Origin of the sequence: Streptomyces sp. NBC_00988, from assembly GCF_045162645.1 — a bacterium.
In the GTDB taxonomy this organism is placed as follows: Bacteria; Actinomycetota; Actinomycetes; order Streptomycetales; family Streptomycetaceae; genus Streptomyces.
Genome location: NZ_CP108730.1, coordinates 329,679 through 351,299 on the forward strand (window position 1 = coordinate 329,679; position 21,621 = coordinate 351,299).

General features: G+C 69.9%; 16 protein-coding genes, 1 tRNA gene and 2 pseudogenes. 13 read left to right on the forward strand and 6 right to left on the reverse strand.

What is annotated here, in order from left to right; all coding sequences use genetic code 11:
* Positions 1-41: 41 nt before the first annotated feature.
* Positions 42-308, forward strand: coding sequence for a hypothetical protein (locus OG496_RS01535; RefSeq protein WP_405969201.1), 267 nt, complete (start codon positions 42-44; stop codon positions 306-308).
* 514 nt (positions 309-822) lie between these two features.
* Here the strand turns inward: OG496_RS01535 and OG496_RS01540 are convergent.
* A complete protein-coding gene (locus OG496_RS01540) occupies positions 823-3,891 on the reverse strand; it encodes a lantibiotic dehydratase (protein WP_405969202.1) in 3,069 nt (1,022 codons plus the stop codon).
* Positions 3,892-4,115: 224 nt separating this feature from the next.
* Between OG496_RS01540 and OG496_RS01545 the strand changes: the two genes are divergently transcribed.
* The 6 genes from OG496_RS01545 (at position 4,116) to OG496_RS01570 (ending at position 10,736) form a co-directional block, all read left to right on the forward strand.
* Positions 4,116-4,268: a hypothetical protein gene (locus OG496_RS01545; protein ID WP_328686170.1), complete on the forward strand. Its 153-nt coding sequence runs from the start codon at positions 4,116-4,118 to the stop codon at positions 4,266-4,268.
* A 61-nt stretch (positions 4,269-4,329) separates the two neighbouring features.
* Positions 4,330-6,339, forward strand: a complete 2,010-nt coding sequence (locus OG496_RS01550; RefSeq protein ID WP_405969203.1) for a B12-binding domain-containing radical SAM protein — start codon at positions 4,330-4,332, stop codon at positions 6,337-6,339.
* Positions 6,336-7,352, forward strand: coding sequence for a DUF692 family multinuclear iron-containing protein (locus OG496_RS01555; RefSeq protein ID WP_405969204.1), 1,017 nt, complete (start codon positions 6,336-6,338; stop codon positions 7,350-7,352). Before OG496_RS01550 ends, OG496_RS01555 begins: the two co-directional genes overlap by 4 nt.
* On the forward strand, positions 7,349-8,119 hold the full coding sequence (locus OG496_RS01560) for a hypothetical protein (protein ID WP_405969205.1): 771 nt from the start codon (positions 7,349-7,351) through the stop codon (positions 8,117-8,119). Before OG496_RS01555 ends, OG496_RS01560 begins: the two co-directional genes overlap by 4 nt.
* A gap of 26 nt (positions 8,120-8,145) precedes the next feature.
* Positions 8,146-10,092: a RiPP maturation radical SAM C-methyltransferase gene (locus OG496_RS01565; RefSeq protein ID WP_405976541.1), complete on the forward strand. Its 1,947-nt coding sequence runs from the start codon at positions 8,146-8,148 to the stop codon at positions 10,090-10,092.
* Positions 10,089-10,736: a DUF5825 family protein gene (locus OG496_RS01570; RefSeq protein WP_405969206.1), complete on the forward strand. Its 648-nt coding sequence runs from the start codon at positions 10,089-10,091 to the stop codon at positions 10,734-10,736. Before OG496_RS01565 ends, OG496_RS01570 begins: the two co-directional genes overlap by 4 nt.
* Here the strand turns inward: OG496_RS01570 and OG496_RS01575 are convergent.
* Positions 10,701-11,468: a Stf0 family sulfotransferase gene (locus OG496_RS01575; protein WP_366499372.1), complete on the reverse strand. Its 768-nt coding sequence runs from the start codon at positions 11,466-11,468 to the stop codon at positions 10,701-10,703. The genes OG496_RS01570 and OG496_RS01575 overlap by 36 nt on opposite strands.
* Before the next feature lie 316 nt (positions 11,469-11,784).
* Positions 11,785-11,858: transfer RNA gene (locus OG496_RS01580), tRNA-Met, on the reverse strand.
* A 495-nt stretch (positions 11,859-12,353) separates the two neighbouring features.
* Here OG496_RS01580 and OG496_RS01585 point away from each other — a divergent pair.
* On the forward strand, positions 12,354-15,377 hold the full coding sequence (locus OG496_RS01585) for a glycosyl hydrolase (protein ID WP_405969207.1): 3,024 nt from the start codon (positions 12,354-12,356) through the stop codon (positions 15,375-15,377).
* 7 nt (positions 15,378-15,384) lie between these two features.
* On the opposite strand, the gene OG496_RS01590 is transcribed toward OG496_RS01585, so the two are convergent.
* A complete protein-coding gene (locus OG496_RS01590; RefSeq protein ID WP_405969208.1) occupies positions 15,385-15,801 on the reverse strand; it encodes a hypothetical protein in 417 nt (138 codons plus the stop codon).
* Between the two features lie 95 nt (positions 15,802-15,896).
* Between OG496_RS01590 and OG496_RS01595 the strand changes: the two genes are divergently transcribed.
* The 3 genes from OG496_RS01595 (at position 15,897) to OG496_RS01605 (ending at position 18,078) form a co-directional block, all read left to right on the forward strand.
* Positions 15,897-17,240 carry an IS630 family transposase gene (locus tag OG496_RS01595; protein ID WP_405969209.1) on the forward strand — a complete coding sequence of 448 codons (1,344 nt, stop codon included), beginning with the start codon at positions 15,897-15,899 and terminating at the stop codon, positions 17,238-17,240.
* A 344-nt stretch (positions 17,241-17,584) separates the two neighbouring features.
* Positions 17,585-17,770 carry a hypothetical protein gene (locus OG496_RS01600; RefSeq protein WP_328686162.1) on the forward strand — a complete coding sequence of 62 codons (186 nt, stop codon included), beginning with the start codon at positions 17,585-17,587 and terminating at the stop codon, positions 17,768-17,770.
* Positions 17,767-18,078, forward strand: a complete 312-nt coding sequence (locus OG496_RS01605) for a type II toxin-antitoxin system PemK/MazF family toxin (protein WP_405969210.1) — start codon at positions 17,767-17,769, stop codon at positions 18,076-18,078. The genes OG496_RS01600 and OG496_RS01605 overlap by 4 nt, the downstream gene beginning before the upstream one ends.
* Positions 18,079-18,271: 193 nt before the next feature.
* Here OG496_RS01605 and OG496_RS01610 read toward each other — a convergent pair.
* Positions 18,272-18,535, reverse strand: a pseudogene (locus tag OG496_RS01610) (methyltransferase type 11); the annotation flags it as partial.
* A gap of 87 nt (positions 18,536-18,622) precedes the next feature.
* Positions 18,623-18,824, reverse strand: a pseudogene (locus OG496_RS01615) (IS5/IS1182 family transposase); the annotation flags it as partial.
* A 337-nt stretch (positions 18,825-19,161) separates the two neighbouring features.
* On the opposite strand from OG496_RS01615, the gene OG496_RS01620 reads away from it, so the two are divergent.
* Positions 19,162-19,641 (forward strand): hypothetical protein, encoded by a 480-nt coding sequence (locus OG496_RS01620; protein WP_405969211.1) that lies wholly within the window; start codon positions 19,162-19,164, stop codon positions 19,639-19,641.
* Positions 19,638-21,620 (forward strand): S8 family serine peptidase, encoded by a 1,983-nt coding sequence (locus OG496_RS01625; RefSeq protein ID WP_405969212.1) that lies wholly within the window; start codon positions 19,638-19,640, stop codon positions 21,618-21,620. Before OG496_RS01620 ends, OG496_RS01625 begins: the two co-directional genes overlap by 4 nt.
* Position 21,621 lies beyond the last annotated feature (1 nt).

The following is a 21,621-nucleotide window of genomic DNA, read 5'->3' on the forward strand; positions in this document are numbered from 1 at the left end:
GAGCCTGTAAGAAAGAAAGTTGCTTATTTATACGCGGACGCATGGCCGGAATCAACCCTTCGACCACACCGCTCCACCCAGCCCTGCGCGAGCCTCCGATACCGGGGAGGGAATCCCCTGACGATCCGGCTCAAGTCCCCTGCCCCCGGCCGGGCGCCTTCGTCCTGTCCGGAAACTCCCCCCGTCCTCCCCCACCCCCCATCGACACCCATGCCATCCTCGCCGTCGCCACCGGCCTCGGCGTCGTCTACCACGCGGCCACCCACGGCCGTGGCATCTGCACGATCAAGGTGAGCGACTACCACTGACGCGGCGACATCCGATGGGGTGATCCCCGGGTTCCGGGGTCACCCCCGCGTCGTGTACGGCATCACGCTCAGGTCGAGTGTGAAGACGACTCGCGGCGCTCCCGCCAGGTCGGGCGCCTTCGCGGTTGCCGTGATCCTGGCGGTGCCACCCCGGGTGCCCGCGCAGCGAAGCCCGGACCGTGCCCTCGGCGCTCGTTTTCCATCCGGACACCACGGCGAAGGCCGGTGCGGAACTCCGCACAGCCCGCCACCTCTTGTCGTCGACACGGGGTTCAAGGACGAGGAGGGCGACGGCGCCCCTCCCGCCGACGTGCCGCACGCCACCAGGACAGCGGCTCCGACGGCCATCAACACCCCGGCACACCACCGCATCCCGGCACCTCCCGGCCTCTGCGCCCGCACACCCGCATGCCCCTTCGACGCGGACCGGGCGTCCCGGTTCACCTCCGGTTGCGGCTTCACCGCCGCGCACCGCGACGAGTGTGGACGTCGCTGCCCGGCCGCGCGGAGTACGTCACTTCGTCCGTGCCGTCCAGCTCAGCGCGGCGGCCCTGGCCAGGTGCAGGTGTACGCGCTCCTCAGGAAGCCCCGGCCCGCACATGCGGACGTGGTGGAGATGCAGCAGGTCCGACAACAAGTCCTGCGGGAGCAGCGTTTCCGCGCCGTCAAGCGCGGTGCGGTAGGCGGCCAGCGCGGCACGGCGGGCGGTCCAGCTCGCTGCGATGCGCGCATCCAGCGCAGGGGTACCGGGGGCCCGGGGCGTGAGGAGGGCTGTCGTCAGGGCGACGGTCTGGTCGTAGACCGTTCGGGGTGGAGCGCTCCTGTCCGTCCGGGTGTGCCCGATCAGCCAGCGCATCGCCTTCTCATCGTCCCCCAGCAGACCGACGGCGATGTCCACCATGCTCGCGGCGGTCACCGCACGGGCGTCGGGAGCGCCTTGACCGGCCTGCGCGGTCAGCTGGGCGAGGACGGCGACCGAGTCGGCGGCGAAGTACTCCTCGGCCGCTTCCGTCGCCGCGGGGCCGCCGTGGCGCGCGGTCTGCGGATGGTAGGTCTCCAGGCTCGCGTGAGTGATCAGGCCCGCGTGCCGTAGCCGCCGGGTCCACTCGCCGACCTGCTCGACAGCGGTGCCGAGCGAACCGGGCGCGCAGGTCAGCCGGAGACGGAGGTGTTCATCGGGGTCCCGGTGGCGGACGAACCACCAGGGAGGCTCGCCCAACTCCCCCAGGAAGGAGGGCAGATGACGGGTCAGGACCGCATCCTGCCGGTCGCGGTGTCCGTGCAAGCGGACGGAGAGCAGGTTGCCGCAGCCGGGGAGACGGCCGTGCTCCCGGCCGACGACGTGGTCCGTGCCACGGACCGGCGGGCGGGTCCGGTCCACCGCGACCAGGGGTATGCCGATCTCGTGGGCGCGGCCGCCGGTCCAGCCCAGATCCCCGGGCCTCGGTGCGGCACGGAGCAGCGCCTTGCCGTCGCGCTCCAGATGGGTACGGAGCAGGACACGGTGCGAGGGGTGTGCCAGGTCCAGGTTCATCCGCCGGTCTCCGTCGCCCAGGTACACGTGCTCGGGCAGGCGAACATCGCGTCTCCATGCGGCCAGCGCCTCATCCCACTGCGGCCATGGCGTCCGCGCGCCGGGGAGATCGTCGTGGCCGAGTGTCCATCGGGCCGGGGACAGTACGGTGCGCCCGTAGCGGAGTGCGGGGAGGAACGGCAGGCCGGACACGGCCGCTCCCCACGAGAACCCGGTGCACGGGACGCTCAGTGCCACCGGTGCCTCGATCAGGAACCGCGCGAGCGGATGGGTGTGCCGGGTCAGATCCACCGCGTTCAGCAGCATCGTGTGCACCGGTCGGCGGTGGGAGACCGAGACCAGATGCAGCTGCTCGGCATCGGCGGTCACCGCCAGGTCCGTCACGGGCAACTGGCCCGCGTGCGGGCCGTGGTGGTCGCCCAGAGGGATCACCCACTCCGCAATCCGCGGGGTGTGCGCGACGTTCGCCGAGCGGACGTACAGCGGAGTGGTACCGATCTGCGCGATCAGCGCGTCCTGTTGTACGCCGGGCAGGCCGGCGTAGACGTCGGTCATCCGGCGGCGGTCGTCGGCGTCGAAGAGGTGGAGGAAACGCCCGGTGGACGTTCCGGCGGCACGGGCCACCCCCACGACATGCAGCGTGAACTCCCCTTTCTCCAGGGCCGATTGACTCTCGGCGTGGATCCGCACGGTCACCTCGGTGCTGGGCTGCACGGGCCTGTCGGGATCCGCCACCTCCAGTTCGTCGATCGCGGCGTCGTCGAGTCGGACCTGGTGGCGGTGGCTCGTCGCGGCGCTGTACGCGAGCTTCAGCAGCCGGCTGTCGCGGGTGGTCAGTATCGGGCCCGTCGGCTCGGCTGCGGATCCGAGGTAGCCGGAGGGGTAGCCGAGATGCTCGACGGCGTCCAGGACGGGTACCGCCGCTCCCGGGCCGTAGCGCTCGAGGAAGCGGCCGTGCCAGGCGACCCACCCGGGACTCAGCGCTGCCCGTGGCGCCAGACGCGTGAGCACCGCGGCGGCCGACGCCGCCTCCTCGGCCACCGCGTCCGGGATCACCAGGTCCCAGTCCAACCGCAGGTCGAGGGCGAGCGCGGGTTTCGCAGCGGGACACAGCCGTGTCATGGCGGCCGTCACCTGTGCGCGTGCGGCGCGGGCGCCCTCAGGGGTGGCGGTCGCGTCGTCGTGCCGTGCCAGGGCCGCCGCGACCTCGCGCAGTCCGGTGACGTCGGCCGCGGGCAGGTGCTGTGCCTGACCGAGCAGGGTGGCGATCGGGTCGGAGGCCATCACCGCGGGACGCAGACCGGTGATCAGGAATCGCTGACGCAGGAGGTTGGCGAGCAGATTCTCGATTCCGGTGGGCGAGGCGTCCGGGAAGCCGGCGGAAAGCTTTTCGGCGAGAACCGCCCACAGAACCGGTGTCCGCGCGCCGTCCATGGCCATGCGGACCGGCCCGGTCGCGCGTATCCCCACGCACGCGGGGACACCGTCATCCGTGCTGCTGGAGCGGTACTCGATCATCAGGCGTCCGTCGCGCTCGAACGCGAGGCCGGACGCGAGCAGCGTCGCATGAGTCCGGAGCGCGCGGTGTTCCTCCAACCGGTCGACCAGAGCCGCGGTCCACACCGCGTCCGGCCGGGTGACCGTCCGGTGCCCGGTACCCGCTCGCAGCACGGGAGTTGCCCCTGTGCGGGCGGCCTGGACACCGGCCAACAGGCCGAACGGAGTGGCACGTGAGCGCGCCCGCAGCAGATAGCGCACCACCGAGAGCACCGCCCGCCGCACGGCTGGTTCCGGCACCGGCTCGCCGGCGCATATCTGCCGCACCCGTCTCGCCAGGTCCGGGCTGGAGAACTCGACCGCGACGGCGAAGTCGGCCCTCTGCCACACCTGTTGAAGCCACGCCCGCCACGACTCCTGGTGCGCGGACGGGCCGGTCAGGTCCGGCCAGACCATCCGGTGGTCGGGACGCAGGACCGCCGCCCGGACCACGGCCGCGTCGACATGGCGGTACAAACGGCCCTCCAGCAGCACAGCGGCGTTGTCCGCCATCCTTCCCAACCGCCCGATGGCGACGGCGATTATGAGCCATGGTCATGTGGACGGCTGCTGCGCCACCCCGGTGCCGGGGCGCGTTCATGAGCCGCTGACCTGGCTGAATGTCGTCCCACCCAAACGACGACGTATGGGCTGTTGATGTGCGCGCGGTGTGGCTAGCGTGAGCGCCTACACAGCAAGCAGCACATTCCCATCACCTTCGCGAAGGAGAGAAAATCATGACAGCTGCATCTCCTGAGAAACTCGTCGACGAGGAATTCGGGGAGCTCGAAGAACTCCAGGTGATCGACTCCAGCGAGCTGAAGCTCGGCGCGGCGTACCACACGTACACCTACATCGCGGCGGAGAGCACCGAGGACATCCCCGGCTAGGACGCGCGGGAGACAAGGCAACTCTCCGACGGACGGGCCCGGTGGGGCGAGGAGGTGGGTCGTGCCGTCCAGCAAGTCGGCGGACCGTACCCGCACCGACGTCCTGTTGATCTTCCCGCCGCAGACCGAGGCCAGGTTCTTCCCGTATCTGAGCCTGCCCTACCTGACCGGCCACTTGCGCCGCCGGGGTCGGCGGGTGCACCAGGCCGACTTGAACATCGCCGTGCTTCACGAGCTGCTGCGCCGTCCCGCTCTGCTGGACGACGCGGTCCGTGCCCAGGGCACGGGCGACGACGGTACGGCCGTGAGCGACTGGTACCGCCGAGCGGTGGCCGACGTGTTCGCCGCGCACATCGGCGACCTGCGTGCCCACGTCCTGCACAAGGAGCCGGCCGGCGAGCTGGGCCCCGACCGCGCGGTCCGGCTCGCCGGCCTGGCCCTCGAACTCCTGGTCCGCGACACCCTCTTGGTGCGGACGTGGGAGAACCTCGCCCAGCTCGACGATGCCGTACGCCGGGCCGCGGCCCGGCCGCCGGCCGCGTCCGACGTACCGGTCGCATCGCTGCACCGCCTGGTGACCGGGCTGCTCCGCAGCCATCGCCCCCGGGTGGTCGGCCTGTCCGTGGCGTTCTTCAGCCAGCTCGCGCCCGCGCTGCTGATCGCCGCCTGGATCCGGCGGCTGGCACCGGACACCCTGATCTGTCTGGGCGGTCAGCAGGTGATACTCCGCCACGACAGCCTCGCCCGGCTGCCCGGCGTCCTGGAAACGGTCGACGCCCTGTGCCCGACCGCGGGGGAAGAACCCCTCGAACGCTGGCTGGACGCGCTGGACGGAACGGTGCCGCTCACCGCCGTGCCCGGCATGACCTGGCTGGCACGCTCCGGGACCGCGTCACGCACGGGGCCCCCGGTGACCCTGCGCTTCCGTGACCTCGGACCACCCGACTTCACCGGACTGCCGTTCCGCTCCTACCTCAACGACGCCCTGGAGCTGGCGATCGTCTCGTGCGTCGGCTGCTACTGGGGGCGGTGCGCGTTCTGCTCGTACGGCAACAGGGCGCTCCCGCAAGGCGGTTACCAGCAGGGCACCGCGACCCAGATCGCCGACGCGGTGGAAACCGTGGTCCGCGCCACGGGCACCCGGTACGTGTCGGTCGCGGACGAGAACACCAACCTGCGGCTGATCCTGAAGGCGATGCGCGTGGCCCGCGAACGCGGCATCCGGGTCCGGTTCGGCGTACGCGGCCGGCTGGAGGCGATCCTGACCGACCCGGAGTTCTGCCTCGATCTCGCCGCGGTCGGCTGCGCGATGATCTCGGTCGGCTACGAGGGCACCTCGCAACGCCTGCTGGACCGCATGGACCGAGGTGTGCGCGCGGCCGACTACCAGCGGATCCTCGACAACCTCGACGCGGCGGGCATCACCGTCCGGTTCACCGTGATGGGCCAGGTCCTGGACGAGACGCCGGACGAGTTCGAGGCGTCCCTTCGCTTCCTCGTCGACAACGAGCGGCGGATCGGCATCGACGCGCTGGAGCTGATGGTGGCGGAGCCCGGCAGCAGACTCGTGGGCAGCCCGGAGGAGTACGGGCTCGCCCTCGACGCCACGGACCGCCTCGCGGGCAACCCCGAGCTGAGCTACCTGGCCGGCCGGGTCGGCCGCCCCCTGTCCGTCCGCGGCGGCCCGACACGCACCGAGGCACTGGACCGCCTGGTGCGGATCTTCCGCACCGTCAGACCGGGCCGTACGAAAGCCTCGGCATCGTCGCACCCCGCCCCGAACGGCCCTCGCGGGCCCGCCGTCGCGGCCCTGCGCCCGCACACGTGGGTACGCATCGTGCCCACGTCCGCCGACGACCGCACGGCAGACCGTGTCACCCTCGCCGACCTCGTCCGGGAGCGGTTCTACGCACTCCCCCGCGACGACGTCGAACAGCGCGCCGACGGCCTGCTCACGGCCCGCACCGACCGCGGCAGCCGGCTGCTGGCCCGCCTGGCCGACGCGGCGGCGGGCACCGTCGACCCGGAACGCTCAGCAAGCCCGGCCCCCTCAGCCAGGAGCTCGTCATGACGCAACCGCCGCGCACCACACCCGGCGGCGCGGGCACAGCCACCGCCACCGAAGCCCCGCGCCGGATGGGCCTGGGGGTCCTGATGGACATGCCGTGGGGCGGCGGACGCCTCGGCAGGCGCGGCATCGGATTCGTGGAGAGCGACGACGGCGGCGGAGACGTCACCGACCGGGTCCGCGCCTTCCTGCACCGCCACGGCGGCGACTTCGCCTACTCGGCCCTCGCGTTCCAGCCACGCTCACGCGCCCGCGTACGGCCGGCCGACTACGTGCGCGCGTACGACCGCTTCTTCGAGGCGGTGCCCGCCGGGTCGGCCCGCGCCTTCCACCAGACCGAGCTGAACATGGGCACGCCCGAGCGCTACGACCGCCGCCCTGCCGCCGAGTTCACCAACGAACTGGCCGCCCGCTACGGCTTCTCCTGGGTGGTCGAGGACCTGGGCATCTGGAGCCTGCGCGGCATACCGATGCCCTATCCGCTCCCGCCGCCGCTGACCGAACCGGGCCTGGAGATCGCCACCCGGAACGCGGCGGAGGCGGCCCGGCTGCTCGAACCGCCGCTGCACGTCGAGTTCCCCGGATTCACGGAGGGCGGCTCGTTCGTCCTCGGGCACATGGACGCCTTCGAGTACTTCGCCCGGCTGGCGGAGGACGCCGAGGTGCGGGTGACGCTCGACGTCGGCCATCTGCTCAGCTACCAGTGGCTGAGAGGACGTACCGGAAAGAGCATGTACGACGGGATCGAGGCCCTGCCCCTGTCCCGTTGCCGCGAACTGCACCTGTCCGGCTGCCAGATCGTGGGCGGCAAGTTCCGCGACCTGCACCACGGCGTGCTGCTGGACGAACAGTTGGAGCTCACCGAGTATCTGCTGCCGCGCTGCCCGAACCTCCTCGGGGTGTCCTACGAGGACCCGATGTACCGCGAGGACGGGCAGCTGGTCGAGAAGTCCCGGCGGAACTACGCACGGCTCCGGGACCTGGTCGCCGCCTGGCAGCGCGAGGAGGCCGAGTGACCACGCTGGAGCCGGGTGCGTCGCTGGACGGCGAGCGACTGACCGACCTGCTCATGCGGCTGCTGCTGGACGCGGACCTGCGGGCCCGGCTCGCCGACGAGGGCGCCGAGGCCGTGGCGGCGCATCCCGGTGAGCTGGAGTGTCTGGCCTCCGTCGACCTGGCCGAACTGGACACCACCGCACGCCGGTTGCGCACCCAGGTCTGGCGGCCCGGCAGCGGCGGCAGTCTCGCGACCACGTTCCCGCGCAGCCTGCGGGTGCTCCAGGGCACCGGCGCCACGGAGTCCGACCTGCTCACCGGCTTCCTCGGCTCACCGCACTTCGCCCGGTTCCGGCTGATCCCTTACACCGCGCCCGGGCTGTCGGCGGAGGAGGCGTTCGCGTCCTACCTGCTGGATGGCGTCGAGGAACGGGCGCTGCGCGACACCGTGACGCACGAACTGATGATCGCCCTGTTCACCGCGCTGACGTGTGAGCAGCCGCTGTCGTTCGTGATCGAGGCGGAGGGGATCGTCCCCACGGAACGGGGCCACGCAGCCGTGCGTACGTATACGGCGCCGTCCGTGGCCACGTGGGGAGCCAACACCGGTGGACGTCCCTCCGCGGAGGCCCAGGGCGCGGACGAAGCGCACTACGCGTACTTCACCACGCCCGCCGGACTGGCTCACGGCGTGGTGTCCGGGCGGGTGGCGGAGGCCTTCGAGGCCCAACCGTCGGACCGGCGCGAGACCGCGCGGCGGGCGCTGGCCCATCGCGGACTGTGGTGACGGGGAGAGGATGCGCCTTGCACATCGTGTTGGTGGACATGCCGTGGTCGTCGCTCGACGCGCCGTCCCTCGCCCTCGGCATTCTCAAACGCCGCATCCTCGACGTCTTCCCCGACGGCGCGGCGGACGTCGAAGTGGTGCACGCCAACCTCGACTTCGCCGACTGGGTGTCCGCTCGCACGGAATACGGCTTCGAGGAGTACGAGTTCTGCTCGACCTCGTACTTCTCCGGACACAGCGAGTGGATCTTCTCAGGCGCGCTCAACAACCAACCCCGTTGGCGGGTGGCCGAGTTCACGGAACACTTCGGCGAGAAGATGCCGGAGCACATGCTGGCCAAGGCGCGGGAACTGCACGAACTCGCGCCGCTGTTCGTCCGGGAGACCGCCGCCAAGATCGCCGCGACGGCACCGGACGTGGTCGGCTTCACCACCACGTTCGCGCAGAACGCGGCGGCTCTGGCCGCGGCCCGCGTGGTCAAGGAACTGGCGCCCGGCACCACCACCGTCTTCGGCGGCGCGAACTGCGACGGCCCGCAGGGCGCCGCGCTGCACCGCAACTTCGAGTACGTCGACTTCGTGGTGCGCGGCGAGGGCGAGATCGCGTTCCCCCGGCTGCTCGCCGCGCTCCGCGACGGTGACGCCGACGACCTGGCCGCCATCCCCGGCCTGTGCCGCCGCGATGTGCAGGGCCGGTCCGTGGCCCATCCCATGAACGCGGCGCCGCTGCCCCCGGGAGCACTGGTCACGCCCGACTACGGCGACTACTTCGAGCGACACGCGGAGTCCACCGCGGGCGGCTGGGTGGAGCCACGGCTGGTGGTGGAGGCGTCGCGCGGTTGCTGGTGGGGCGAGAAGCACCACTGCACCTTCTGCGGTCTCAACGGCTCGTTCATGGAGTTCCGCAGCAAGGACCCGCGGCGGTTCGTGGAGGAGATCCTCGGCCTGGTCGAGCGCCACCGCGTGCTCGACGTCTGGGTCACCGACAACATCCTCGACATGGCCTACCTCAACTCCATGGCCCCGCTTCTCCAGGAGTCCGGGTACGACCTGCGGCTGTGCTACGAGATCAAGTCGAACCTGCGGCGCGAGCAGCTGGCGACGCTGTACGCGGCGGGAGTCAGCTACGTGCAGCCCGGCGTGGAGAGCCTCAGCAGCCGGGTGCTGAAGCTGATGGACAAGGGAGTGACCGGCTGCCAGAACGTACGGCTGCTGCGGGACGCGGAGACCGTCGGCGTCAACCTCAGCTGGAACTACCTCTACGGCTTCCCCGGGGAGACCGAACAGGACTACGCCGAGATCGTCGACCAACTGCCCGCGCTGCACCACCTCGGATCGCCGGCCAACTCCACCCGCCTGAAGGTCGAACGGTTCAGCCCCTACTTCGACCGGCCGGAACTGGGCTTCGGCAACCTTCGCCCGGCCTCGCACTACCACCACATCTACGACCTGCCACAGGACGAACTCGCCGACCTGGTGTACATCTTCGACTCACCGAACCAGGGCATCGCCGGCGCCTGTCTGGACCGGCTGCGCACGGCCGTCGCCGACTGGACACGGGCCTACCCGCGCAGCCGCCTGACCCACTGCGACCTCGGCACGCACATCGTCCTCGTCGACACCCGGCCGGGCTTCTCCTGGCGGCTCCTCGACCTCACCGACCCGTTCGAAGTAACGGTGTTCCGGCTGCTCGACACGCCGCACAGCCTGCCGGCCCTGCTGCGCAAGACCGCTGCCCGCTGCGCGGACACGCGGGAGTCACCCGGAGAGGTGACGCAGGAGCGCGTCACCGACCTGCTGGCCCACTGGCTCGGCCTCGGCCTCGTCTTCGCCGAGGGCGGCCAGTACGTGCACGTCGCGCCCGTCGTGGCCAACCAGGACCTGCTGCGCCTCGACGGCGCCGGACTGCACGGGGAGGACACGTCGCTGGTCCCCGCCCTGGCAGCCGCAGCCGTAGCGGGAGACACCCGATGACCACGGAACTGACGCTGTGGAAGGACCGCGACCCAGCGGCCATGCGCCTTCCGGGCATCTACTACGGCGCCCTCGAAGGGCCGCCCGACAACCCGGTGCACGCCGTCGGACAACTCGCCTCCGAGGGCGTCCAGTTCGTCCGGGTTCCCGAACCCGTGGACCTCACCGATCCGGACGGCGCGTCCGCGGTCGCCGTCCTCCTCCTCGTCCGGGAACTCACCAGCCGCGGCATAGCGGTGGACTGGACACTGCGTATGGCCGACCCGGCCCAGTGGCAGGCGCTGAGCCATCTGCACCCTCCGGCAGCCGTCCTCCGCGGCTCCACGGGAGAGGAGAACGACGCGGGCGTGGTCACCGCGTGGCGCGGCTCGTTCCACATCGCGAAGTGCGGTTACCGCCGCGGTCCCGGTTTCCTGGAGATCCGCGACCATCGCTGGGGCTCCTTCCGACGCCTGGTCGTCAACGCCCCCCGCAGCACGGCCTTCCAGAGGCTGCTGGACGGCGTGCCGGCGGTGGCGTCGGCGTCGACGGAGCGGGTTCTGGAGCGTCACCTGCGCGAGAACCTGGTCCATCGCGCCGGGCGTTACCTGTGGTGGACGCCGTACCGGCTACGACGCTGGCCGCTCAGCACGACGATCCCGTAGGAACCTCTCGACCCACTGTTCCGTCAGCTCGTCGGCCTGACGCCTGATACCGGGAGCCGGCAGCGACGCGGACGCGCCGACGCCGAGGAAGTCCAGACAGCCGCGCAGTCCTGCTTCATAGTCGGCGACCAGGTCCTCGTAGACGACGGTGTGCGGGAGGACCCCGTGCCGGCCGAAGTAGTCCTCCCAGACCGCCGCGTCGCGGTCGAGCATCCGCAGATGCCGGCGGATCTCCTCATAGCCGTACCGGGGAGCGGCGCGCGTGCGCCCCTCCGGCAGAAAGGTCCCGTCCAGGATCCAGACACCGGTCTGCTCGGCCATCGTGTACGACACGGCCTGCCGTAACCGGTCCCTGCGCTGGATCCAGATGTACCGGGGTGCCTGGAGGATGTCGTACGGGTCGGCCTCCAGGCTCCCGAGGTGCCCCGCGTGGATCCGCAGACCGAAGACGCCGTTGGGGCTGGTCCTGCACGTCATCAACCGCCGCACATAGCCCGCCGCCAACTCCTGCGGATCGTCGGAGTCGAATCCCCACCGCTCGAAGAAGTCCAGCACGAAGGCGTCGGCGAAGTAGTCCTCGGCGAAGCCGGCCAGCCCGGTGTGCCACAGGGCACGGGCGAGCATGTTACTGCCGCACCGGGGCGTCGACGCGAGCACATAGCGGACCGGCGGCAGACCGGGGAAGTGAGGGAAGTCGAACTCCGGGCCATTGGTCCGATAGCGCAGCGCCATGAGAACACCTTCGCGCCAGGCACCGGTCGTTGTCATCGGCTCCGCAGCGGGATCCGGCCCGGCCAGGCCGCGAGCTTGCGCCTCCGGGCAGCGACGGCAGCGGCGCCCATCCCTGCCGGTACGTGCTCGTGCGGATCGACCGGCCGGCCGGTGTCATCGGAGAGCACACATGTGTCACCACGCCTCATGGGCCCCGGATGTGACGCGCTGTCCGCGCCCAGGAGGAACCCAGGACACTCGGCGCCGTGGGTCGATCCGGCTCTCAACAGTCCAACAGGTCCGGCCCCTCAACACCAGACTGAGGGGCCGGAATTAGTAGCGGGAGTCGGATTTGAACCAACGACCTCTGGGTTATGAGCCCAGCGAGCTACCGAGCTGCTCCACCCCGCGTCGCTGCGCCCACCGTATGCCATGTGGCCGCATCCGACAGGGAATTACGAGCGAGCGGAGATACAGAGCGCGGCGAGCGGGACCCATCCGGTCGCCACCGGTCTCGTGCCTCGTTCCGGACAATCAGCCCAGCTCGAAGACGCGGCCCGTTTCCGCTCCTTCGATCGAGCGGACGTAGGCCTTGACCACCCGCTCCAGGGGCACAGGTTCGAAACCGGAAAGAAGTCGGCGAACCAAGTCAGCTCCGCCGTGCAGGAGTTGCGGATCGACAACCCCGCGCAACCCACGCCGGTCACCGAACGCGCGCGGCCGCTCAGGCCGCCCACAGGGAGCAGCCCCAGGGCCCACGGCCTCACCGACTTGCCCCATTCCCCATCGCCTTGAATCGTTGTCGCCTCTATTGACCTCGGCTCGGAGGGCGAATTACGGTTCCGGCACTTGCAGTGATTGAAACGATTCAACAACTGCTCACCCGTGACAAGTTGGGGCTGAACCATGCACGAAACCCACCCGCAGCGTGGCGGTGCGACACGTCGGTCGGTACTGGCCGCCGGTCTGACGACGGGCGTTCTCGCGGCACTCGGTCCGGCAGCGAGCGCCGCCGCTGCCTCCTCCGGGACGGCTCGCTCCAACGAGGCTGCTCCTGCGGCGAGTTGGTTCGCCGGTCCTGCCAAGGCGGTCCGGCCCAGGTTCCGTTGGTGGTGGCCGGACGGGCTGGTGGACCCGGTGGAGATCGCGCGGGAGATCGACCAGATGGCCGACGCGGGATTCGGCGGCGCCGAGATCGCGGCCGTCCACCACAGCATCACCGACACCTCCGTCCTGGACACCGCCCGTCACGGTTGGGGCAGCCCGGCCTGGCGTGACGGTGTGAAGGCCGCTCTGCGGCAGGCCGCCCGCCGCGGGCTGACCATCGACCTGACGCTCGGGCCGAGTTGGCCCGTCGCCGTGCCCGGTGTGACACCCGACGACGACGCCGCGGTGAAAGAACTCGCCTACGGCAAGGCCACGTTGACCGGCGGCGCGGCCTACGACGGACCGGTGCCGGCCTCCGTCTACCCGGCCGCCTCCGGTGTGGCCGTGCAGAAGCTCTTCGCCGTCCAGGCCGCCCGCGTCAACACCGCCTACTCCAGCGGCAAGGCGACCGGCCTGGACGCCGACAGCGTCACCGACCTGACCGACCGGGTCAGTGGCGGCAACCTCAGCTGGACCCCGCCCGACCCGGCGACCTGGGTGATCCTGTCGTACTGGCAGCGCGGCTCGGGCCAGCAGCCCGAGGCGGGACCGCACTCCTCGCCCGCCGCGTACGTCGTCGACCACTTCAGCGCGACCGGCACGGCGGCCGTCACCCGCTACTGGGACTCCACGATCCTGGACTCCACGCTCCGCCAACTCCTCAGAACGGCGGGCAACACCTTCTTCGAGGATTCCGTGGAGCTGGAGACCAAGGGGCTCCAGTGGACGCCCGGCCTGCCCGCCGCTTTCCGCGAGCACACCGGACGCGACCTGCTGCCGTACCTGCCGGCCGTCGTCCTCGACAACGGCAACCAGATCTTCGCCTTCGAGGCGCGGCTCACCCAGGAGATCCGGCACGACTTCTGGGAGACCGTCTCCGGCCTGTTCAACGAGCACCACCTCGGGGCGCTCAAGTCCTGGGCGCACGGGCACGGCATGAAGCTGCGCTCGCAGCCGTACGGCCTCCAGACCGACGCGATCGCCTCGGCGGCCGTTCTCGACGTCCCCGAGGGCGAGTCGCTCGGGTTCAAGAACCTCGACGACTACCGCTGTCTCGCCGGCGGACGGGACATGGCGGGCCACCGCATCCTGTCCTGCGAGGCGGGCGCGTACGCGGGCGGCGCCTACAACACCACCTGGGACAAGTTCCTGCGCACCATGGGCGGCGCGTACGCGGCGGGCGTCAACCAGACCGTGATCCACGGCTTCTCCTATGCCACCGTGCCCGGCGTCAGCTGGCCCGGCTTCGCCGCGTTCAGCCCGTACAGCGGAGCACCCGGATACGGCGAGTCGTGGGGGCCGGGACAGCCCACCTGGCACCACGTCCCCGACATCACCGGCTATCTCGGCCGCGTGCACGAGGTGCTCCAATCGGGCACCGCCCACGCGGACATCGCCGTCTTCCGGCAGACCGGCTACACGGCGACCGGCATCGGGGCGTCCTGGCTCACCTCGACGGGCATCCCGCTCGGCTGGACCCACCAGTTCCTGAGCGGCCCCCTGCTCGACCTGCCCACGGCCAAGGTCTCCGGGAAACGCCTGGCACCCGACGGGCCCGCTTACAAGGCCCTGTTCCTGGAGGGCGACTTCTTCTACGGCTCCACTCCCACGCTCGCCGTCGCCGACGCCCGCAGACTCCTGACGTTCGTCCGCGCAGGCCTGCCCACCGTGCTCCTCGGCGCCTTCGACCAGCCACTCACACCGGGTCTCCCCGACGACGGGGAGCAGGATGAACTGCGGTCACTGACCGCCCAGTTGCTCGCGCTGCCGAACGTCCGCCGGATCACCGACAAGACTTTGGTCGGCGCGGCGTTCGCGGAACTCGGCGTGACCTCCGACGCCGTCTACTCCGTGTCCTCGACCCTGCTCAACGCCCACCGGGTCACCGACGACGCCGACTTCTACTACCTGTGCAACGGCAAGCACGCCGAGACCGTCAAGCCCGCCGTCGCTCTCATCGACCACGACGTCACGCTGCACGCGACCCGTCGCAAGGGCTCCGGCGCGGTCCCCTACCTGCTGGACCCGTGGAGCGGGCGGGTCAGCCGGCTCGCCCAATACACCCAGGACGGCGACGCGTTCACCTTCCGGGTCGCCCTCCAGCCGGGCGAGACCCTCGTCGTCGCGCTCGGCGGCCCGGGACTGTTCGGGGACCGCTGCGGCAGCCGTCCGCACGCGGTCGCCACCGACGCGGACAGCGTGCTCTTCGCGGACGGATCACTGGCGATCCGCGCCTTCACGGCCGGGACGCGCACCACCACCCTGTCGAACGGCCGCAAGGTCACCACGGAGATCCCCGAGGTGCCGGCCGCCCTCACCCTCGACCGCTGGACCCTTTCCGTCGACGACTGGCAGCCCGGCGCCACCGCGACCGCCACCACGATCGTCAAGCACAGCCTCGCCCTCGACGCCCTGCTGCCCTGGTCGCAGATCCCCGAACTGGCCGACGTGGGCGGCATCGGCCGCTACCGGACGACGGTCACGCTGCCCAGCACCTGGACCTCCGGCACGGGAGCCCTGCTGAAGCTGGGCAGCGTGACCGACACCTGCCGGGTCAGCGTCAACGGGACACGCCTCGACCCCGTCGGCCGGATCAATCCGGTCGTGGACCTCGGCGGTCGGCTGCGCCGCGGCGCCAACACCATCGAGGTCGAGGTGGCCACCCCGTTGTTCAACCGGCTGCGGATCAGCAACCCCGCGGTGTTCGGCACGTCCGCCAGGCAGAACTACGGCTTGGTCGGACCGGTCCAACTCACGCCGTACATACAGCAGCCGGTGGCCTAGTGCCGCATCAGGCAACGTTCGCCCTGGTGAGGAACCAAGCCAACACAGCCACGCCGATGGGCAACGCAACAAGGTAGCCGACGAGGCTACCGACGCCCGGATCAGCCAGCGCAGGAAAGGCCCAGTTCACTGCTGCAGCCACGAGCAGTCTCACCGTTGCCAGCGCAAGGAGAGCGGCGACAACAGCAAGCCGACGCGGCGGGCCCGCCCCGCGATACAACTCAGCCGCAGGCCCGATCGCGATCAGGCCCGTCACGAGGACGACGAGACCGGTGTCGGGCAGCCACCCGAACGGCCACCCCACCAGAGCGACCAACCCGGAGACAGCGAGGCCGACCAGTTCCAGCGCGACGGTGGACACCACCGGGTGGTCCCACGAGGGGCGTCGGATCGAGCCGCTCCCACTGTCCTCTTCATCGGCCACGTCGTCAGAGTAGCCATCGGCAGGGCGAACGTTGCCTGATGCGGCACTAGTGTGCTGCGCCAGAAATCCTGATGGTTAGTTACTACCCTGTTGGCATGTCGCATCCCGGGCCTTCTGCTGTGGAGATCACGCTGTCCGAGGCCGAGCGTGCCGAGTTGGTGCGCCGGACGGAATTGCCGCACCGGCGCTCGGCCGAGAAGGCCCGCATCATCCTGGCGTGCGCTGACGGCATGTCAAACGCGGGGGTGGCGCGGGTCGTCGGTGTCCAGGCCAAGACGGTGGGCAAGTGGCGGCGGGCTTTCGCCGCGGAGCGGATGGCCGGGCTTGAGGACGCCGGCTGGATCGGCCGGCCGAAGGCCGACCTGGTCCTGGACGAGGCTGAGCGCAGGCAGCTGACGCAGTGGGCGCGGCAGGCGAAGACCGCCCAGTTCCTCGCGCTGCGGGCCAAGATCGTGCTGCGCTGCGCGGAGGGCGGGACGAACCAGCAGGCCGCGGCCGACCTCGGCATCGACAGGTCGACCGTGGACCGCTGGCGGGCCCGGTTCGTTGCCGAACGCCTCGACGGTCTGCACGACGAGCCCCGCTCGGGCCGGCCGCCCTCGGTCCTCCTCGACCGGGTCGAGGAAGTCATCGTGGCCACCCTGGAGTCCACTCCGGGCAGGGACACGCACTGGTCACGGGCCTCGATGGCGCAGCGCACCGGCCTGTCGAAGTCGACCATCGGCCGGATCTGGAAGCGGTTCGACCTCAAGCCCCACCTGCAGGACTCCTTCAAGCTGTCCACCGATCCGCGGTTCGTCGCCAAGGTCGTCGACGTCGTGGGCCTGTACCACCACCCGCCAGAGAAGGCGGTGGTGCTCTGTGTGGACGAGAAGTCCCAGATCCAGGCACTGGACCGCTCGCAGCCGGTCCTGCCGATGATGCCGGGCATGCCCGAACGCCGGACCCACGACTATCTGCGGCACGGCATCACCAGCCTGTTCGCCGCCTTCAACATCACTGACGGCACCGTCATATCCCAACTCCACCGAGGTCATCGTGCGATTGAGTTCAAGAAGTTCCTGGTCCGGATCGACAAGGCGGTGCCCACCGGACTCGACGTCCACATCGTCTGCGACAACTACGCCACCCACAACACTGCCGAGATCAAGACGTGGCTGAGCAGACACCCGCGCTTCCACATCCACTTCACCCCCACCGGCTCCTCCTGGATGAACCAGGTCGAGCGGTGGTTCGGCCTGCTGACCGACAAGCTCATCCGCCGCGGCGTCCACACCTCCGTGAAGGCCCTGGAGAACGACATCACCGCATGGATCGACACCTGGAACGAGAACCCACGGCCCTTCACCTGGACCAAGACCGCCGACGAGATCCTCAACTCCCTCGCCGACTACCTCACCAAGGTCGGAACCGTCAGCCAGAAAATCGAGCAGAACTAACCATCAGGATTTCTGGCGCAGCACACTAGCTCCCGGCACCGATCCCGGCGGCCGTAGAGGTGAACGGCTGCCGGGATCCGCACGGTTGACTGCTCGTCGACCGCAACTGCCCACGCCGTCGATCCGGCTCCACGCCCGTTCCTGACCCGCGGTCATGGCGGGCCAGGCGAGCGCGGTGACGGATCGGTCGTCGCCGAGCTGGGCGCGCGCGGCTCGCCGAGCTGGACAAAAGCGAACGCACCCAGGCAACCAGAGGCCCGGCTCAGCCCGATGGAGCCGTGTCGCCCACCCCGGAAGGGCTCAACGGCACACATGATGCCACCCTTGCCACTAGAATTGGTGTCATGACTGCCATCACGCTGCGCATTCCCGACGCCATGGACAAACAACTCCGCGACGCCGCCGCCGGCTCCTCGTCCCTCAACGACTACATCGTGCGAGCCGTGCGACGTCAGATGACCCTCGACGCCGCGCGCAGACTCGCCTCCGTCGCCCCCCTCGACCTGGCGGGCGAAGGCGACGCCCTGTGACCGTCCGCAAGGGCGACGTCTGGGACGTCGACACCGGCAAAGGCACCCGTACCGTTCTTGTCGTCAGCCTCGACGGACTTGCCGACGCCTACGGCGCTGTCGTCGTCCTGGTCCTGCACGCCCCGGCCCAGCACCCCGACACGGCGATGAGCGTGCACCTGACCACCCCGGTCGACGCCTCCGCCGTCGCCGTCAATCTCCTCCAGCTCTCCACGCTTCGCTTCGAAACCGGCACACCGCACGGGAACATCGGCCCCGAACAGCAGGAACTCGTCGACAACGCCCTCCGCGCGGTCCTCGACCTGTGAGCCGGTGGCGTACGGCGCGGCGAAACCCGCATCGAGCAGGAACACTGGCCGGCCCATTCGCGCCTGGTCGGTAGGGGCGCGCCAAAGGCCAAGAGCGTTGATCCTGCTGTCGTCGGTCACGACGCCGACGTCGCGACCGACGACAGCAGGACGACTTCCCTCAGGCGCCGGGTCAGCCTTCGTCGCAGGGCCGTCAGCGCCGTCGACGCGCCCGCAAGACCACGTCATCGGTGTGGTGCGCACCGGCGCCGCCGTCAGGTGCCACTCGTGGCCGCTGCTCGTCCACCTCGACCGTCCAGTCGTCGTCGAGCAGGGCGGCCACCATGGAAGGCCAGACGTAGTCGGCCGGGTCGAACCCGCCGTCGTGTTCGTGCCGGGTGTCCATCCCCACGTGGTGCACGAGCAGCAGCACGCCACCGGGCGCGACGGTCGCGAGCAGCGCTCGCTCGGCCGGAGCGGTTAGATCTTCCGCTACCGCGCCCGTGAACTCGTGTCGCCGTACCAGGGAGACCTCTTGCCCGGCGACCCGCGAGTTCACCGAGCCCGCCCAGGCGTTGGGATGACTCGATGCCCTTGCGGGCGAGGCGGTGCCGGATGCCGCGGGAGGACAGCCAACGCCGCAGGCGACGGTAGTCGTACCCCTCGTCTCCGTGCAGTTTTCCGGGCCGCCGGCGTCGGGGGCCGCGGCGTGAGCGGATGGGTGGGATGCCGCGGACCATCGGGATGAGGGCCTGGCTGTCGTGGAGGAACGACGATCCGCACCGTTCTTCGCCACGCTGGACGCGGGGTCCGGTGGAATCCCCGCCAGCGTCGGCGTCTGCCCGATCTGCCGACCGCCGGTAACCATGGTGCGTTCCCGGTTGCCTCCTGTCGCGACCGGTTCCGCTCAGCGGACCGGTCACCGTTGGTGCAGCTCACCGCACATGGCGGTCCGGCAGGAGGACGGGGACGGTCGCAGGCTGGGCCCGGTGACGCGGCCGTGACGGTGTTGTGACGGTGGGCCCTTCACAGTCGGCGGCATGCGAAAGCACGGATGCAGGCAATGACCGCCCGGATCATCGAACCCATGGGCGACGCGGCCCAGTGGGCGGCAGTGGGGCCGGACGGCTCCGCGCCGTCCACCGAGGTCGTCATCGCCGACGAGACGGCCGGGGTCGGCTACGGCCCCGACCGGCACGGCACGAAGGTCTCCGCGACGCCACCGTCGATCCGCACAGCCTGGCCACCGCGAAGCTGTTCGGCCCCGGCACACAGCAGTGGGCCGCGGACATGCCGGGCGGCCGCGCCCACCACCGGATCCTGCTGCTGCGCTCCGAGCTCCTGCTCGGTGGCACCGGGGCTCCGGAATCGACCGGCGGCTACCGGTCCGTCATCGCCCACGACCCCGCTATCGGCACCTGGACCCCAGCCGCCCGCCTGAACGTCGGCCGGTCCGGCCTCGGCGTGGTCGAGCCGACCGACGATCGAATCCTGGTCGCCGACGGCGTCGCGGCCACCGGCACGGCGGCCGGAATACCCAACGCCGCCGCGCCAGCGCCAACCGGAGAGGTGCTCATACCGTGACCCAGCCACAGGACTTCCGGCTCATGATCGGCGAAGAGCCGTTCGACCCCATCGAGGTGCCGACGGCAGCCGAAGGCCTCGCGGCGACCAGGAAGCCGACGATCGTCCAGTTCGCGGCTCCCCTCAACGGGCCCGACGGCGACCGTCTGAAGGCCGCGTACGGCGTGAAGCTCGACCGCTTCATCCCGAATCTGGCGTTTATCGAGCGGCTCGACGACGCGACCGTCGCGAGGATTCGTGCCGATTTCCTGGTGCGTTCGGTCATCGCGCTCGACCCGGCGCTGAAACTCGCGTCCTGGCTCCCCTCCACCGGCACGCCGCTCGACCTGATCGCGACCCTGTTCGCCGACGCGGACCTGACCGCCGTCGGCGCGGCATTGAGTGCGCTGGGTGCACGCGATGTCGTACTCACCGACGGCCGGACGCTCGGCAGCGAGCAGTACGCCTCGTTTGCCCTCGACCGGGCCGCTCTGCCGCAGGTCGCGGCCATCGACGAGGTGGTGTTCGTCGAGCCGGAGCCAGAGCGCGACGTGACTGACGTCCCCTCGGCCGAGGTGTTCCAGTCGGGACGGACCGGCGGCCCGGCCGACGACACGATCTGGCGACCCGGGCTGCACGGCGAGGGCCAGATCCTCGGACTCATCGACAAGGGCCATCTCGACCTGAACCACTGCTTCTTCAATGATCCCAATGAGTCCAAGGCGAATGAAGACCACCGCAAGGTCCTCGGCATGTTCGACCAGAACGACGTCGGGGCGCACGACCACTTCATGTTCGTCGCCGGCATCGCGGTCGGCGACCAACGCAAACCCAGCGCCGACGGCAAGACGAGCACGAGCACCCTTCACGCGAACCGGGGTGGCGCGTACGAGGCCAGGATCGTCTGCAACAGCATGTTCGACCTGTTCTCACCGATAAAGCGCAAATATGTGGAGCTTCTCGACAGAGGGAAGAAGGCGGGGGCGTTCATCCACAGCAACAGCTGGTCCGCTCTGGTCACGACCTACAACGCCGACGCGGTCGACGCGGACAGTTTCAGCTTCAAGAACGAAGAACACCTGATTATCGCCGCCGCGTCGAACACGAACGACCGGGGCGCGGGCAACGGCGCGCCGGGAATCGCGAAAAACGTGCTGTGTGTCGCCGCCGCTCAGGCCTTTCCCGACCACATGACCTTCGGCAGCGGAAAGAACGGGCCGACCACGGACGGCCGGCGCAAACCCGATCTCATGGCGGTGGGCAACGGCATCCAGTCCGCCCTCCTGAACCCGCGGACCCCACCCAGCGTGTACTGCGACACCGGCCTCCCGAAGAAAGACCCCACACTTGCCGCCACGAGCTGGGCGACACCGAACGCCGCCGCCGCGGCCACGCTCGTGCGTCAGTACTTCACCGAGGGGTGGTATCCCAACGGGAAGAAGGAAACAGATCACAGATTCAATCCGTCCGGCGCCCTGATCAAGGCGGTGCTGCTCAACTCGACGGTCAACATGACGGGCATCGCCGGCTATCCGTCCAACACCGAAGGCTGGGGACTGATCCAGCTCGATCGCACGCTCTTCTTCCAGAAGGATCCGCCCTCCTCCCGCCGTCTGTTCGTGGCGGATGTACGGCACAGCGTCGGGCTGTTGCCTCAGACGAGCGCCACGTTCCGCTATGTCGTCGGCACCACCAAAGACGAGCAGCTCAAGATCACGCTCGTGTGGACGGATATTCCCGCGTTCGAGGGTTCCACACAGACGTGGCGGAACGTCATCAGACTCGAAGTCGAGGATGCGCTGGGTGTCAAGTATCTGGGGAATGACATCGATCCCGCCACAGGTGTTTCCAACGAGGGCGGAACCGGGCCCCAGGACTTCGTCAACAACGTCCAGATGGTCATCGTCGACAAGCCGGCCCCAGGCCCTTGGAAGATCACGCTGCGAGGAAGCTTCGTGTTCGAAAAACAAGGCTACGCACTGGTGGTGTCGGGAGGATGAC